14 protein-coding genes and 1 pseudogene are annotated in these 15,605 nt (G+C 36.8%); 2 read left to right on the forward strand and 13 right to left on the reverse strand.

Translation table 11 applies throughout. The annotated features are described in order from the left end of the window. Window positions 1–105: 105 nt before the first annotated feature. From fabF to HRK21_RS02885, 3 genes are all read right to left on the reverse strand, one after another. The gene (gene fabF / locus HRK21_RS02875; protein WP_003739561.1) at window positions 106–1,347 is read right to left on the reverse strand and encodes a beta-ketoacyl-ACP synthase II; all 1,242 of its coding nucleotides are present in this window, start codon (window positions 1,345–1,347) and stop codon (window positions 106–108) included. Between the two features lie 202 nt (window positions 1,348–1,549). Then, window positions 1,550–2,488: a 3-oxoacyl-ACP synthase III FabH gene (gene fabH, locus HRK21_RS02880; RefSeq protein ID WP_003729602.1), complete on the reverse strand. Its 939-nt coding sequence runs from the start codon at window positions 2,486–2,488 to the stop codon at window positions 1,550–1,552. Window positions 2,489–2,607: 119 nt separating this feature from the next. Continuing rightward, a complete protein-coding gene (locus HRK21_RS02885) occupies window positions 2,608–3,735 on the reverse strand; it encodes a GW domain-containing glycosaminoglycan-binding protein (RefSeq protein ID WP_077952708.1) in 1,128 nt (375 codons plus the stop codon). 321 nt (window positions 3,736–4,056) lie between these two features. Between HRK21_RS02885 and HRK21_RS02890 the strand changes: the two genes are divergently transcribed. Beyond that, window positions 4,057–4,245 carry a YjzD family protein gene (locus HRK21_RS02890; protein ID WP_003763532.1) on the forward strand — a complete coding sequence of 63 codons (189 nt, stop codon included), beginning with the start codon at window positions 4,057–4,059 and terminating at the stop codon, window positions 4,243–4,245. Window positions 4,246–4,334: 89 nt separating this feature from the next. Here the strand turns inward: HRK21_RS02890 and gpmA are convergent, their stop codons facing one another. The 8 genes and pseudogenes from gpmA to hemE all read right to left on the reverse strand — a co-directional run bounded on the left by gpmA (window position 4,335) and on the right by hemE (window position 12,877). Then, window positions 4,335–5,024 carry a 2,3-diphosphoglycerate-dependent phosphoglycerate mutase gene (gpmA, locus tag HRK21_RS02895; RefSeq protein ID WP_003723823.1) on the reverse strand — a complete coding sequence of 230 codons (690 nt, stop codon included), beginning with the start codon at window positions 5,022–5,024 and terminating at the stop codon, window positions 4,335–4,337. A 90-nt stretch (window positions 5,025–5,114) separates the two neighbouring features. Beyond that, window positions 5,115–7,715 carry an ATP-dependent chaperone ClpB gene (gene clpB / locus HRK21_RS02900; RefSeq protein ID WP_070005841.1) on the reverse strand — a complete coding sequence of 867 codons (2,601 nt, stop codon included), beginning with the start codon at window positions 7,713–7,715 and terminating at the stop codon, window positions 5,115–5,117. A gap of 148 nt (window positions 7,716–7,863) precedes the next feature. Continuing rightward, on the reverse strand, window positions 7,864–8,541 hold the full coding sequence (locus HRK21_RS02905; protein ID WP_003739565.1) for a Bax inhibitor-1/YccA family protein: 678 nt from the start codon (window positions 8,539–8,541) through the stop codon (window positions 7,864–7,866). Window positions 8,542–8,651: 110 nt separating this feature from the next. Beyond that, complete coding sequence (locus HRK21_RS02910; protein ID WP_070005840.1) at window positions 8,652–9,422, reverse strand: Cof-type HAD-IIB family hydrolase; 771 nt, start codon at window positions 9,420–9,422, stop codon at window positions 8,652–8,654. 63 nt (window positions 9,423–9,485) lie between these two features. Continuing rightward, window positions 9,486–10,271: a GNAT family N-acetyltransferase gene (locus HRK21_RS02915; protein WP_003739567.1), complete on the reverse strand. Its 786-nt coding sequence runs from the start codon at window positions 10,269–10,271 to the stop codon at window positions 9,486–9,488. Window positions 10,272–10,391: 120 nt separating this feature from the next. Then, window positions 10,392–10,736, reverse strand: coding sequence for a hypothetical protein (locus HRK21_RS02920; RefSeq protein WP_003739568.1), 345 nt, complete (start codon window positions 10,734–10,736; stop codon window positions 10,392–10,394). Between the two features lie 152 nt (window positions 10,737–10,888). Next, entirely contained in the window at window positions 10,889–11,818 is a 930-nt protein-coding gene (gene hemH / locus HRK21_RS02925) for a ferrochelatase (RefSeq protein ID WP_069887807.1), read from the reverse strand. Beyond that, window positions 11,815–12,877 (reverse strand): annotated as a pseudogene (gene hemE, locus HRK21_RS02930) (uroporphyrinogen decarboxylase). The gene hemH and the pseudogene hemE overlap by 4 nt, the downstream one beginning before the upstream one ends. A 196-nt stretch (window positions 12,878–13,073) precedes the next feature. Between hemE and HRK21_RS02935 the strand changes: the two are divergent. Next, complete coding sequence (locus tag HRK21_RS02935; RefSeq protein ID WP_003739571.1) at window positions 13,074–13,577, forward strand: heme-degrading monooxygenase; 504 nt, start codon at window positions 13,074–13,076, stop codon at window positions 13,575–13,577. Between the two features lie 39 nt (window positions 13,578–13,616). On the opposite strand, the gene HRK21_RS02940 is transcribed toward HRK21_RS02935, so the two are convergent. Continuing rightward, complete coding sequence (locus tag HRK21_RS02940; protein ID WP_070005838.1) at window positions 13,617–14,840, reverse strand: ABC transporter permease; 1,224 nt, start codon at window positions 14,838–14,840, stop codon at window positions 13,617–13,619. Then, window positions 14,824–15,576, reverse strand: coding sequence for an ABC transporter ATP-binding protein (locus HRK21_RS02945; RefSeq protein ID WP_003739573.1), 753 nt, complete (start codon window positions 15,574–15,576; stop codon window positions 14,824–14,826). Before HRK21_RS02945 ends, HRK21_RS02940 begins: the two co-directional genes overlap by 17 nt. Window positions 15,577–15,605 lie beyond the last annotated feature (29 nt).

Raw genomic sequence — 15,605 nt, forward strand, 5'->3', positions numbered from 1 at the left:
TGTGTGCAATTTAATTTTAAACAACTATAGTAAAGAAAGCTAGTTTTTTGCTCAAAAAAAGCCTTACCTCTGAAAATGAGGTAAGGCTTTGATTAAATTTTAATTTTAGTCTTCTATTCTCTTAAATACTAAAGTAGCATTATGACCACCAAAGCCAAAAGAGTTAGAAATAGCTACATTTACGTTTGTTTCGCGTGCTTCATTTGGAACATAATCCAAATCGCACACTTCATCTTGATTTTTCAAATGAATGGTTGGTGCAATAATATTATCGCGAATACTTAGAAGCGCAAAAATAGCTTCAATTCCGCCAGATGCACCTAAAGTATGTCCAGTCATTGACTTAGTAGAACTAATCGCTAATTTTTTCGCATGGTCTCCGAAGACAGTTTTAATAGCCTGTGTTTCGTATTCATCGTTATATGGGGTACTTGTACCATGTGCATTAATGTAGTCTACTTTATCAGGAGTAAGTCCTGCATCATCAATCGCCATCTTCATGGCACGAGCAGCACCTTCACCGTTTGGAGCTGGAGCAGTAATGTGGTAGGCATCTCCTGTTGCGCCGTAGCCAACGATTTCAGCGTAAATTTTCGCCCCACGTGCTTTTGCATGTTCGTATTCTTCTAAAATAACAATCCCTGCACCTTCACCGATAATAAAACCATCACGGTCTTTATCAAATGGACGACATGCAGTTTCTGGGTCTGGATTTAACGACAAAGCTTTATTAGCAGTAAATCCTGCAAGTGACATTTTCGTAATTGGTGCTTCTGCTCCACCAGTTATCATTGCATCTGCATCGCCACGTTCAATAACTTTAAATGCATCACCGATAGAGTTCGTCGCTGTTGCACAAGCTGTAACTGTTGTAGAATTAATGCCCTTAGCTCCAAAACGAATAGAAACTTGACCTGACCCCATATCTGGAATCATCATAGGCACGAAAAACGGACTAACTCGACGATGTCCACGGTTTAAGAAAATTTCATATTGTGTTTCGAAAGTTTCCATTCCGCCAATTCCTGAACCAATCCAAACGCCAACGCGATTTGCATTGGAATCATCAATGACTAAACCTGAATCTTGTACAGCCATTTCAGCACTTGCAATGGCATAATGCGTAAAACGGTCCATTTTACGAGCTTCTTTTTTCTCTAGATATTTTTCTACATCAAAATCTTTTAATTCTGCTGCAATTTTAACCGGAAAATCATCCGGATTAAGTCTTGTCATTTTTGCAACACCATTAACACCTTTTTTTGCGTTCTCCCAAGAAGTCTCCGCATCGTTTCCAATTGGTGTAACAGCCCCGATACCAGTAACAACTACTCTTCTTTTATCCATTTACTCATCTCCTTATTTTACAATTCATAAAAAACAACTTCTGTCTAATGACAGCAGCTAGTATAAAGTTAAGGCTTTATTTAAAATTAATAATAGTGCACAAACAAATAAACCAAAAGCCTGCTTCATTATAACATAAATAAAGGAAAGTTGTCCTGACAAAAATAATCGTTAGGGCAACTTTCCTTTTTTTATTTGCTGCTTACTTACCCCAACGAATGATTAGGGCGCCCCATGTTAGTCCGCCGCCAAAGCCAACCAGCAGGACATTGTCATTATCTTTAATGCGTCCTTCTTCAACTGCATCAACTAGCGCAAGTGCAATAGAAGACGATGAAGTATTACCGTATTTATGCACTGTTTTCATCAGTTTTTCTTCCGGTAAATTCAAACGCTCGCGAGAAGCTTCCATGATACGGATATTTGCTTGGTGAGGAATAAGTAAATCCAATTCTTCTTTCTCAAGTCCAGCACGTTCAAGTACTCGTAACGAAGCTTCTCCCATTTGGCGAACTGCAAAACGGAATACTTCACGTCCATTCATATAAATCTTCTTATTTTCGTCTAAGTTCAAGTATTTTCCACCAGATCCATCTGAGCCTAAGTCAAACGAAAGTAGTCCATGATCATCAGAAACTGGACCCATGACTACAGCTCCAGCGCCATCGCCAAATAATACGGCTGTTGCACGATCATCCCAGTTAGTGATTTTAGATAATTTATCTGCACCAACTACGACGATATTTTTATATGCGCCTGTTTTAATGAATTGTGCTGCAGTTACTACTCCAAAAGTAAAACCAGCACATGCCGCTTCCACGTCCATACCCGCAGCATTTGTTGCTCCTAAACGGTCTTGAATAATATTCGCAACGGATGGAAAAGTCGCTTCCTGCGTCACAGTTGCAACAATAAATAAGTCAATATCATCTGGTGTAAGACCAGCATTCTCAATGGCTACCTTTGCTGCTTCGTATGCTAAGTCATGCGTATATTCGTCATCACGAGCAATTCTTCTTTCTTCAATACCAGTTCGAGTACGAATCCACTCATCAGATGTATCCATTATTTTTTCTAAATCAAAATTTGTTACTATTTTTTCAGGTACGTATTTACCTACTCCTAAAATTCCTGCGTTCATGTGTTCTCCTCCATATCAAACTACATCAGGACAAAAATATGTTTTTCTCCTGGATATTTTTATGACCTGGTGCTAATTTTAACAGAGAAATATCAATTAAGCAATTGGATTGCTAATTTTTATTTTACTTCTAACGCCTTATTGGGATTGTTTTCAGCAAAACCACCTGCTTTAGACCAACCAATCACTTTTCCATCCTCTGATTTGATACGGTACCAATATTCATTTTTTACATCTGCCCGGCGGTCTATATCTAATTCTTTTCCTAGGTAATCATTTAAATTCGCGACCACTTTCGAGTTGTCTTCTACTGGATAGGCATAGACTTTTTGATCAGAATCTGTGATATATTTGTCCAGTGTCACATTTGTTTCATTTTGCGGTGTATAAAAAATCTCTACAGCATTACTGCTTATCCATCCGATTGTTTTACCTTGATCTTGAAGTTGATACCATGTTCCTTTTTCTGTGACAGCTTTTTGAGAAATTCGAAGCGTTTTATTTTTGTAATCGTTGGCAATAGCTGCTTTTTCTGCGCCTTCTGTATTATATGGTTTTGTCCAAATTGTTTCATTGCTAGTATTTTTAATTTCTGCATAGGCTAATTGGTTTTCTGTTGTTTTCACTGTATCGTAAATTTGATCATATTGATCCAAATGGTAATTTTCAATAGTTGAAATAAGTTTTTCTGCATAAGCTGGGTCAGTTGCATAACCTGCATTTTGAATTGCATATGCAGCTTTTTTATAATCTGTTTCTCCAATAACTGCTGAATATAAATTTGCATTGCCAGATACTCCGTTAATAAAAAGTTGGGCATGATCGACTAGTGATGCCTTTTTGTCTGGATACTTCCTAAAATCAGCTTGTGTGTAGTAAGCTTTACCACTGCTAAATTCTCGAGTTCTCATTGAAACAGAACTACCTTCATAACTACCTTTAATTCCAAACAAGTTGTTAGCTGAAGTTGACAAGCCACTCTTACCCCAATTGGATTCTAAAATGGCTTGCGCTAAAGTAACACTCGTCAATATTTTTTCTTCTTTTTGTAGCTCTTGTGCATCATTTGCTATAGATTGTATAAATTGTTGTTGTGATAAAGTCATTCCTGCTTGACTTACTACCGTTTGGTTCGTTCCTGCTGCCTCTGCTTGCACAAAAGGTACTAATGCAGAACCTACAATGACGCTTGCTAGTAAAATCTGAGTGAATTTCTTTTTCATTATCAGTTGGCACTTCCTATCCAAATTAGTTAGTTCCCCCAATTTAAATGGCTCTGTCTCTGTTAACCTTCTTCATTCTAGCATTTCCACTCTGAGAACCTACTAATTTTTTGATGAAAAATTTCTCATAAAATAAGCAAAATGGCTATTTTAGAGGGTTCACACATATCTATTCACATTTGACAATATTATGACATTGCATTTTCCCCCTTAATACTACTATTCTTCGTTAAAGCTTCTTTTCCTGCCCTTTTTTGATAATCGTATTTTCAAATGATATATGATTGGATAATCCAATTTTATGTGCTAAAATGTATAATGAAATAGATGAAATGGGGTGTAAGGATGCGTTACGTTGTGACTGTATTTTGGGTATTCTTACTTTCTTTAATGGCAGAATTCGTTCTTTCTTCCATGTTATATGTATCTTTTGATATGACGCGGGCTATTATTTTAACAGTAGGGTTATCCTTCTTCATTATTTTAATCACTTTCTTGATGCCTAAAGATAGCGAAGTTTATGACTTTAAGTAAACATCCAACTTTCTGATAGCGAGAACTCACTTTTCAGGTGTAGCTCAAAAAAAGAAGCTCTTTCCAATATAAGGAAAGAGCTTCTTTTTTTATTTATCCAAGTAATATTTATTTACTGGTTTTAGATCATCATTCAATTCATATACAAGTGGTACACCTGTTGGAATTTCTAAGTCCATTATCTCATCATCGCTAATACCTTCCAGGAATTTCACTAATGCTCGTAAACTATTACCATGAGCCGCTATAACTACTCGGCGACCTTCTTTGATTTCTGGAGCAATGGTATCCATCCAATAAGGAATTACTCGTTCTAATGTTACTTTTAAGTTTTCACCTGAAGGAATCGCGTGTGTATCAAGTAGTTGATAACGGCGATCGTTTTTTGCTTGTCTTTCGTCGTTTTCTTCTAGTAATGGTGGAAGAGTATCATAGCTTCTGCGCCATTTTTGTACTTGATCAGCACCATATTTTTCAGCGGTTTCTTGTTTGTTGAGTCCTTGAAGTGCTCCGTAATGCCGTTCGTTCAAACGCCATGATTTATGAACTGGAACCCACATTTGATCCGATTCTTCTAACACGTAATTGAGCGTTTTAATAGCTCGCGTTAAAACAGAAGTGAAGGCAACATCAAATTCTAAGCCCGCTTCTTTAATTCTTTTTCCAGCAGTCATTGCTTCTACAACGCCTTCTTGTGACAAGTCGACATCATGCCAACCTGTAAATAAATTCAATTTGTTCCATTCACTTTGACCATGACGAATTAATACTAATTTCATCTTCCTCATCCTTCCATTTTCGTCTATTTTCTAAACGACTAATCCAACCAAAGTTTTCCCTTTCAAGTGAGGTGTCAAACCTTTTCCATGCTATTCTGTGACTTTAAAAGTAAATTCTTTGTCCGCTAAATCAATTTCCACAGATGAATGCGGCATGATTTTACCCGATACAATTTCTCTAGCAAGTGGAGTTTCAACATGGCGCACAATATAGCGTTTAAGTGGTCGTGCACCGTATACCGGATCATATGCTTCTTCTGCAATAAATACTTTTGCATCATCGGAAATAGTGATAGTGATTTCTTGATCAGCTAAACGGATTTGAAGTTCTTCTACTAATTTTTCCACAATACCTTTAATATCAGCGAGAGTCAGTGGTTTAAATAGAATAATATCATCTACCCGATTTAAGAATTCTGGTTTAAATTCACTTTGCAAAATTTGCATTACATCTGATTCTAATTCCGGAGAAATTTCGCCTTCCTCGGTTCTTTCAAGCAATAAATTAGAGCCAATATTAGACGTCATAATGATTACAGTGTTTTTAAAATCAATTAATCGCCCTTGTGAATCCGTAATCCGGCCATCGTCAAGTACTTGTAAAAGGATATTAAATACGTCTGGATGTGCTTTTTCGATTTCATCAAGTAAGACAATCGAATATGGGTTTCGTCGCACTGCTTCAGTAAGTTGCCCGCCTTCTTCATAGCCAACATAACCTGGAGGAGCTCCGACAAGTCTTGATACGGAATGTTTCTCCATATATTCAGACATATCAATTCGAATCATATGATCTTCCGAATCAAACATATTAAATGCGAGTGCTTTGGCAAGTTCTGTTTTACCAACACCTGTTGGCCCTAAGAAAATGAATGAGCCAATAGGCCGTTTTGGATCTTTAATTCCAGCGCGTGCACGAAGTACAGCATCACTCACTAATTGAACGGCGTCATCTTGCCCAATTACTTTCCGATGAAGTTCGTCTGCTAATTTAAGCAGTTTCTCGCGTTCGCCTTCTACTAATTTAGTCACTGGAATTCCTGTCCAACGTCCGACGATTTCTGCAATTTCATTTTCTGTTACTTCTTCTTGTAAAATTCGATCTTCTTGGGCTGTTTTTTCGCGATTTTCTGCTTCCAACTCAAGCAATTCTTTTTCCACAGCCGGGATTTTGCCGTGTCGTAATTCTGCCGCTTTATTTAAATCATAATTATTTTCTGCTTCTTCTAATTCATGACGCAAATGATCGATTTGCTCCCGAACCTCACGAATTTTACTGATTTCGTTTTTCTCAGATTCCCATTTCGATTTCATTTGGTTGGCTTCTTCTTTGTAGTCAGCTAGCTCACGTTGTAATATTTCTAAACGGCGTTCACTCGCTGGATCTTTTTCTTCTTTTAAAGCCGCTTCTTCAATCTCTAACTGCATTACTTTTCTCGTTACTTCGTCGAGTTCACTTGGCATCGAGTCAATTTCGACACGAATAGTTGCGCACGCTTCATCTACTAAGTCAATTGCTTTATCCGGCAAAAAACGGTCAGTAATATAACGATTAGAAAGACTTGCTGCTGCAACTAAAGCATTATCATGAATGTTTACCCCATGATGAATTTCAAAGCGTTCTTTTAATCCACGTAAAATAGAAACTGTATCTTCCACTGTTGGTTCTGGGACAAGTACTTTTTGGAAACGTCTTTCGAGCGCGGCATCTTTTTCAATATATTGGCGGTATTCATCTAACGTAGTTGCGCCGATACAGTGTAGTTCACCTCGGGCAAGCATGGGTTTTAACATATTTCCGGCATCCATCGCGCCATCTGTTTTACCTGCTCCGACGATTGTATGAATTTCATCAATAAATAGCAGAATTTGACCGTCGCTTTGTTTTACTTCTTGAAGTACTGCTTTCAAACGTTCTTCAAATTCACCGCGATATTTAGCTCCAGCAATAAGGGAACCGATATCGAGTGAGATAATCGTTTTATCTTTCAATCCTTCTGGAACGTCTTTTCGAACGATTCGTTGTGCTAACCCTTCGACAATGGCTGTTTTACCAACGCCTGGTTCACCTATTAGTACTGGATTATTTTTTGTTTTTCTAGATAAAATTCGAATAACATTACGGATTTCTGCATCTCGTCCGATTACCGGATCGAGTTTGCCGCTTCTTACTTCCGCGACTAAATCACGTCCGTATTTAGTTAAAGCTTCATAGTTTTCTTCTGCATTTTGAGAAGTCACTTTTTTCCCTCCTCTGATTTTTAAAATGGCTTCTTGAATTTGTTTTTTAGATTTATGTTGGTTTTTTAGATTCATTGTTATTGGATTTGATTTTTGATCCATGACAGCTAAGATTAGATGTTCTGTTGATACAAAATCATCTTCTAATTGTTTTTGTTCTTTTTCGGCATCCCGCATCAACTGAAAAAGTGCTTGGCTCATTGCTTGACCATAGTTCACACCGCTTCCAGAGACCACAGGGATTTTTGTTAAAGCATCTTCTACTGTTTTTTGAAGTGCATCTATATCTACTTCTGCTACATCATATACACGTTTGGCAAAATCACTCTCTGTTAATAACACTTTAAAAACATGAGCGACGTCGATTTCTTGATGTTCGGATGCAATTGCTAAATTTTGAGCGTCCGCAATTGTTTGCTGGACTTGTTGCGTAAATTTTTGTAAATCCATTTATTCGTCCTCCTTATAAAAGATAAGTCTGACCTTTTTTGACCTTAATTTTATTATAGTTTTTTATCTTGCTTTTGTCTAACAAAAACCATCTTTTTTTATAGAAAAAGATCTACCAATTTTTAGGTTGGCAGATCTTCTGAATTTCTTAATCACGACCTGTAAATAGGCGAAGTAAGAACATGAATAAGTTAAGGAAATCAAGGTATAAATTTAGCGCAAGCATTGGCACATCTGCAAGTTCCACATCGCGCTTCATAATTTGGTTAAAATCATACAAAATATATAAGGAGAAAATAATCGTTCCACCTGCTGAAATAATCGTCGATAGCATAGAACCTAGTGGTAAAAAGACTCCTACAAAACTAAAGATGATAAGAATAATAATCGCAGCGAATAAAGCACTGCTTAAGAATGATAAGTCTTTCTTCATTTTTGCGCCAATAAAAGCTAGCGTTGTGAAAGTAACGGTTGCTGTAACAAATGCCATTAGAACGGCGGCACCTTGCCCTGCACCAAAATAATAGGTCAAAGTTGGTCCAAGTGTTAAGCCTGTGACAAACGCAAATGCTAGTACTACTGGGTATCCTACAACTTTATTAATAGTTTTACTTCGACGCACTACCATCGCTGTGATAAGTAACGCGATCTCTAACACGACAAGAGGCAAATAAAGTTCTGGACTTAATTTACTCCCAATCGCAGCACCGATAGATGCAAGCAGCAAAGAAAATACAAACCAATTAAGTATTTTTTGCATAATAATTTGTTTCTCAGTTCTCTTTTCTGTGTTTGCTCGCTCGGATGTGTGATTGATTTCGTTCATGAACATTTCTCCTCTTCCAATTGATTAGTTTTATTATATCAAAAGAATTATGACAATTCTATCGGTCTTGCGTTGGAATTTCACAAAAAAGAAGCGCACGAGGCACTTCTTTATATTAAATCAAATTGTTTTAAGCCAAGCATTATTCCATCACTATTATTATCTTTTGTAACGAATGATGCTTTTTCTTTTAATAATGGTACGGCATTTTCCATTGCTATGGCATAATCCACCGCGCCAAACATCTCTAAATCGTTCATGCCATCACCAAACGCATAAGTTGGAACATCTTGATAGCCCATTACTTCAAGTAATTTCGAAATACCAACTGCTTTAGATCCGCCTTTTCTTAAGACGTCATTACTAAATGGTGTGTTTCGCACAAATTGTAATTCTGGAAAACGTTCTGGGAAATAGGCATCACCTGTTTCGAGTAATAGAAGCGCCATGTTGATCGTTTCTTCTTTATACATATTAGGTCTTACTTCAGGCATCGGCTCGCCTAAAAAGTCATAATGCGCCTTTACAACTGGCGAACTAGCTGTTGCCCCAATTCTTTTATCATTATAATAGCAAACTTCGACATTTTGTGCTTTTGCTTCTTCAGTCAATCGTTCTAATAAACCTGCATCAATCACATCTTCATATACTTTTTTACCTTCAAAAATAGCCATTTGTCCATTCATCATTACTGCAGATTCAATACCGGTAATTTTCATTTGATGACTTATTTCTATAAGTGTACGTCCAGTAGCAATGACAGGAATAATATTATTCTCTCGAAGTTTGTCTAATGCTTGAAGTGAACTATCAAGTACTTTGGAGTCACTATTTAACAGTGTTCCATCCATATCAAAAAAACAAATCCCACGTGGTTTCACATTATTCATCCTTTACTAACATAATATATCCATCATACCAATCTTACGGACGTAAAGTAAAGGCTATTTGTACATGACAAAATCTCCGGTATGTTCAAAACCTAGGCGGTGATAAATTTCTCCTGCTACTGGGTTATCATAAAACAAACATGGTTTTTTGCCTTCTGCTAATACATCACAACATAATTTTTTTAGAAGTGTACTTGCAAAACCACGTTGTCTATAACCATCACTCGTCGCTACACCAGTAATCATTGCTGAAAAAGAATTTTCTGCCGACGTTTCAGCTACAGCAACTACTTCCTGATCTTGTTCAATATAATAAATTCGTTTCACGCCTTTTTCAATTTGGCGAATAATTAATTCTTCATTTTCGTCGCGCGAACCAAATTCTTTAATATGTTTGCGCATTTTAATAATTGGAGCTACATCTTCTGCCACTGCCGTTCTGACAATAACGTCTTGATTGACAGAAATACGATTTACATGTTCGCATTCGCAGAAATAAGTGTCTTGTCTTTTTTCAGCAAGCTCTGGTAAAAATGGTTCTAGTTCCTTTGTGACACGAGAAATACCGCTAACTTCATATGTATCATGCTTAGCAATAATTTCTGAGAAAGCTTTTGCATCAAAATTAGCATCTTTTGAATACGGTAAGAAAAACGTATCGAATCGAAGTAACAATGCATGTAATTTACCTGATAAATCGAATTCGCCCCAAAGCTCTTGCACATCACTCTCGTAACCAAAATTTTCGATATCCCCGATAATAAATAAATTGAGGGTTGCTTCGGGTTTTAAAAGTGCCATTACTTCTTCATTATCAGATACAGTTAGTTTTCTAATCATGTGTCACACTCCTATTTTGAAAATTGTCTTCATTTTACGTGAGTTAGTGAGGTTCGTCAAGCCCTGAAACTTTCTATTTTGCACCATATATAAAAGCTCGGGACTAATTGTCCCGAGCTTTTATGATTCGTAATGAATTTCGCCGATTTTTAACATTAAGCTGATAGCATTGAATTTTTCATCTCCAAGGTGCAATTTGTTTGTATCTTGAAAAGTGATAGGTGCTGCTGTAATCGCTTCTTTCGGTTGTTCAAAGAATTTTTCTTCCAGTGCCAAACTTTCAGTAATTTGTGATATGTATTTTTGGAATTTATTTTCGTTTCTCATTTTCCCTATCATTAATGCTTTGAGTGTGCTCTCAGAAACCCCAGCTGCAAGCGCGAATGTTCTATGAGTATATCCATTTATTTTCATATAAAGTGACAAATTAGTGGCAATTCTTTGTTTTTCTGCCTTGTTTTTCATTTGGGTGAACCTCCTGTCTTTCTATAATTAACATTATGCCCGGCTAAGATGAGAATTAGATTAAAACTTCATAGTATTTACCTAAAAATATTGAAAACGTTTTCTTTGTTTCAGAAAAATATGCCGGAATAACAAATATTCCGGCAGGTCTCTTAATTGCTATATTTTTCCCAGACAACCGTTCTTAATACTTCTAAGAATTCTGGATCCGCGTTTGGCATTGGAGGCCGGTGATAAGCCGCGCCAACTTCATCGGTTACTACTTTACATTCATAATCATTGTCATATAATACTTCTAAATGTTCTGCTACAAATCCAACTGGCGTATAAATAAAGTGTTTGTATTTTTCTTGACCATAAAGTTCTCTCGTTAAATCTTGTACATCAGGTCCAAGCCAAGGTTCTCCAGTTTTCCCTTCACTTTGCCAACCTAACGCATAATGAGGAACTACCACCTTTTCAAAAATGAGATTTGCCGTTTCTTGCAGTTGGTCTGGGTATGGGTCATTATGTTGTTTGATTTTCTCCGGCAAACTGTGCGCAGAAACAATTAAAACGGTATCCAACAATTCATCAGCTGGAATTTGTTTTGCTGTTTCATTAATTCTATTGGCCCACATTTGGATGAATTTGGGTTGTTTATACCAATCATTGATAGCTTTAATGCTAGGACTACCTAGTTTATCAGCTGCCTCTTTTGCTCTTTTATTATATGCTTCGACGCTAAAGCTTGAGTAATGTGGCGCTAAAACAATCGAGATTGCTTCTTCTATTCCATCTTTATGCATAGCTTCTACCGCATCTTCAATGAAAGGTTCAATATGTTTTAAACCGATATATGTCTTGAATTCTACTTCATCCTGCGATTCGTTTAAAGCTTTTTCTAGTCCATAGGCTTGTGCTTCGGTAATTTTTGCAAGTGGGGATAGTCCGCCGATTGCATGGTATCTACCGCGTAAATCAGCAATCATTTCTTCACTTGGCTTATGACCATGACGAATATCCGTATAGTAACGTTCGATATCTTCATCTTTATACGGTGTTCCGTATGCCATTACAAGTAGACCTACTTTTTTAGTCATTTTACATCATCCTTTTTTTAATAGAATTTCGCTACGTTCATGGATGTAATTAGTTAGCTTTTTCAACATTTCTGGTGCTACTTCTGGGAAAACACCATGGCCTAAATTAAAAATATAACCTGGTTCTAGTACGCCTTCTTGCAAAATACGGTCTGCTTCTTCCAAACATTTGGCAGGTGCAAGGAGTGTAGACGGGTCAAGATTTCCTTGAATTGCTTTTGTTGGAACTTTTTTCCGAGCACTTGTGATGGTTTCTCGCCAATCGACGCCAACGACATCAAGTGGCATTGTTTCCCATTCTGCTAAAAGGTGACTTGCGCCAACTGCTTGCATAATAATTGGAGTTGTTGGATGCGCTGCTTTCACTTCTCTGACAATCATTTCGATTACTGGTCGAATATACTTAGCATAGTCTGCTCGGCTAAGTGCTCCTACCCAAGAATCAAACAATTGCACCGCGGAAGCACCTGCGTTAATTTGTGCAATCAAATAGTTCGCAGTCATTCGTCCCAGTTTTTCCATTAATATTGCCCAAACTTCTGGTTCGCGATACATGAAGCTTTTTGTTTGGTGGTAATTTTTCGATGGACCACCTTCTATCATATAACTTGCTAACGTAAACGGTGCACCTGCAAAACCAATTAAAGGCACATCTAACATATCATCTGCTAATAGTTTTATCGTATCAAGCACATAAGGCACTTCAATTTCTGGTTTAAACATTGTCAGTTTTTCTACATCTTGGAAAGTTCTTATGGGGTTATGTATGACTGGACCAATACCAGATTTAATCTCAACCTCTACTCCCATCCCCGGAAGTGGTGTCATAATATCTTTGTATAAAATAGCTGCATCAACACCATATTGATCTACTGGTAATTTGGTTACATACGCACATATTTCTGGCTGATGAGTAATTTCAAATAGAGAGTATTTTTCTTTTAATTTGCGGTATTCTGGTTGGGATCTCCCTGCTTGTCTCATGTACCAAACCGGAATTCGGTCAATTTGTTCTTTTCGCGCTGCTTTTAAAAATAAATCATTTGTTATTTTTGTCATCGAGTCGCTTCCCTCCTTTGTTCATTTACACACAATAGGCAACAGAACAATAAATAACTTCTCCAGATAAAAGGATACTAGAAAATTTGTATAAAACCAAACAAATTGCCTATCAGCTGTTTCAATTATAAAAAACGTGGAAAATACAGATGTAATCATTTATCTTAATGGAATAAAACCGAAAGAAGGACTTATCATGAAAAAAGTATTTATCACCACTGGAACAGAGCACTACCTTCGTCAATTAATGGCGAATTATACTGGCGCAAATGTGACACTTCTACAAAATTTTTCCCAATCGCTTTTGTATCAAGAGTCTACTGGCGAAAAACTTTTCCAAGAAGGAGCTGAATATCGAGTATTACAAAGCAGTGGTTCCTTAAAAGGTTTTGGGGTAGTTGTCTTTGAATATGTCCACCTCCGCGATGAAGAAATCCCTATTTTCTTGCAAATGTATCAACGAGCTAGCCTACATTTTAGTGAAACCCCTGGCTTGCAAAGTACAAAACTCACAAAAGCGATGAATATGAATAAATTTTTAATTATCTCTTTTTGGGACTCTGAAGTTTTCTTTCAAGAATGGAAAAAAACACCTTTGTACAAAGAAATTACAAATATCATGAAAAAAAATAATTCGCAATCTAACTTTTCTCACGAGGATATTTATCATTATCCGGAATTTTCGCACGACGCTAAATAAGAAAAAGCGATTTGGACTAAATTATCCAAATCGCTTTTTTCATTCGTACATTTTTTTCATTCTAATTGGAGCATAAAGAAACGTAAAGATGACTACAAAAGCCAAATTGATTCCTAAAATAATCATCCCGCCGATGGTTCCATTTTGAGCAATACCAATCACGCTAAAGAGTAGTGCTTGAGCGAGCAACAAAATCCTTAGAAAATGGATAAAACTACGATGACGATAGCTATCATTAATCGGATAAAGTCTTAACATAATTTGAGCATCGTAATGTTTTAACATCGGGATAAATTGAAAGCCTGTTAAATACAAAAATAATAATGAAAAAATAATATTTAAATAAAAACCTTGCACAAACACGAGTAAAATAACGGCAATTACTGTAAGTCTAATGTAAAGACCGGCATATTCATTTGTTCTAATAAAAGTCCGACTAAATAGATAAGCAAACGTTTTTCTTTTCGCATAAGGAATTGGTTGATACAGAAAATCGAGATAACTACGTCTTCGAACCGTGCCGCGCAAGTGAGGTACATCCGTAAACAAATTCACTAAACGATAAAAACGGTTCATTCGCGCTTCTTCTTTATCAACTAAATATTCCCAGCGTAACGTCACTTTTGCCGTTTTAGTTCGAAGCCAGTAGTAACTTGCCAAAAGCACTACTAAAACTAACGGAATAGAAATATAAGGTGCGGCGACTAACGCAATATAAATTAAAATAGCATTAAGGATAACACGAATAAACATCCACGTTGTATCCGCCTCTTCTAATTTCATACTTTCCCAGCCAAAATAAATGTTCCACGCTTTAAGCATACTGAGAACAATAAACAAAGTGAAAAATTGGCTGTACGGGACCTCTGTCACTTCCACATACATTGGCATACAAACGCCAAGCACAATCACAAAAACGTATAATTGCATAAAGAAGCTCGCTATTTTTGCTTGAGTAAAATAAGTATCCATTGCTTTTTCCTGTACAATTAAGTAAACAATATCTGGTTTTTTTAGCAACGTGGCAACAGGACTAATGGCAATCGAAGCAGTGAGTAAAATAACCATCAATGGGATAACTGGGAAAGTCGACTCAAGCGTCTTCACCCAACCAGCGTAATAAAAAATCCCTGCTCCAAGCCCAATTACAAGCACAAAAAGCAAATGATCATTAAACATATAACGAAGATAGCGCATGACTTCAGTCGTATAGGCACTAAAACGTTCTTTCCAAAGTGCTTTGCTGTCAAATATCATCTTCATCAGCTTCCTCTTCCTTTGTCAACTGAATGTAAATTTCATCAAGTGAAGCTCCTGGCATTTCGAAGTTTGTTTGCAAGTCTTTCAGTGTCCCCTCTGCGCGAATTTCGCCTTGATGAATAATAATGAACGTATCGCAATATTTCTCAGCCGTTGCAAGTATATGCGTGGACATTAAAATGCTTGCACCTTTACTACGCATTTCGTCCATCCAGTTAAGTAATGACTGAATACCAAGCGGATCTAAGCCAACAAAAGGCTCATCAATGATATATAATTTAGGCTCAATTAAAAAAGCCGACATAATCATTACTTTTTGTTTCATCCCTTTAGAAAAATGGGCTGGAAACCAATTAAGTTTTTTCTCTAAACGAAACTCTTTTAAAAGAGGAGTCATTCTTGCATGCAGCTCTTCTTCTGATATGCCATAAGCCATACCGGTTAATTCTAAATGTTCTTTTAAGGTTAATTCTTCATACAATACCGGCGTTTCTGGGATATAAGAAAATTGCTTTCTATATGTTTCTGTATCTTCCACTAATTGATGATTATTGATTTTAATAGTTCCTTGTTTAGGATGCATTAGGCCGGTTATATGTTTAATCGTCGTACTTTTTCCTGCCCCGTTAAGTCCAATTAAGCCAACAATCTGTTTTTCTTCAATCGCAAATGAAATATCTTTTAAGACTGGACGTTTGGTGTACCCGCCCGTCAGATGTTCTACTTCTACTAAAGCCATTTCCGTACCTCCTTACATAATCTTTAGTT

It is taken from the genome of Listeria monocytogenes, from assembly GCF_013282665.1.
GTDB lineage: Bacteria > Bacillota > Bacilli > Lactobacillales > Listeriaceae > Listeria > Listeria monocytogenes_C.

What these genes read in the sequence shown, in the direction of transcription:
- HRK21_RS02945 (WP_003739573.1), bottom strand. Translation starts at nt 15,576, where the DNA reads ATGGCTTTAGTAGAAGTAGAACATCTGACGGGCGGGTACACCAAACGT.
- HRK21_RS02940 (WP_070005838.1), bottom strand. Translation starts at nt 14,840, where the DNA reads ATGAAGATGATATTTGACAGCAAAGCACTTTGGAAAGAACGTTTTAGT.
- hemH (WP_069887807.1), bottom strand. Translation starts at nt 11,818, where the DNA reads ATGACTAAAAAAGTAGGTCTACTTGTAATGGCATACGGAACACCGTAT.
- HRK21_RS02920 (WP_003739568.1), bottom strand. Translation starts at nt 10,736, where the DNA reads ATGAAAAACAAGGCAGAAAAACAAAGAATTGCCACTAATTTGTCACTT.
- fabH (WP_003729602.1), bottom strand. Translation starts at nt 2,488, where the DNA reads ATGAACGCAGGAATTTTAGGAGTAGGTAAATACGTACCTGAAAAAATA.
- fabF (WP_003739561.1), bottom strand. Translation starts at nt 1,347, where the DNA reads ATGGATAAAAGAAGAGTAGTTGTTACTGGTATCGGGGCTGTTACACCA.
- clpB (WP_070005841.1), bottom strand. Translation starts at nt 7,715, where the DNA reads ATGGATTTACAAAAATTTACGCAACAAGTCCAGCAAACAATTGCGGAC.
- gpmA (WP_003723823.1), bottom strand. Translation starts at nt 5,024, where the DNA reads ATGAAATTAGTATTAATTCGTCATGGTCAAAGTGAATGGAACAAATTG.
- HRK21_RS02890 (WP_003763532.1), top strand. Translation starts at nt 4,057, where the DNA reads ATGCGTTACGTTGTGACTGTATTTTGGGTATTCTTACTTTCTTTAATG.
- HRK21_RS02915 (WP_003739567.1), bottom strand. Translation starts at nt 10,271, where the DNA reads ATGATTAGAAAACTAACTGTATCTGATAATGAAGAAGTAATGGCACTT.
- HRK21_RS02935 (WP_003739571.1), top strand. Translation starts at nt 13,074, where the DNA reads ATGAAAAAAGTATTTATCACCACTGGAACAGAGCACTACCTTCGTCAA.
- HRK21_RS02905 (WP_003739565.1), bottom strand. Translation starts at nt 8,541, where the DNA reads ATGAACGAAATCAATCACACATCCGAGCGAGCAAACACAGAAAAGAGA.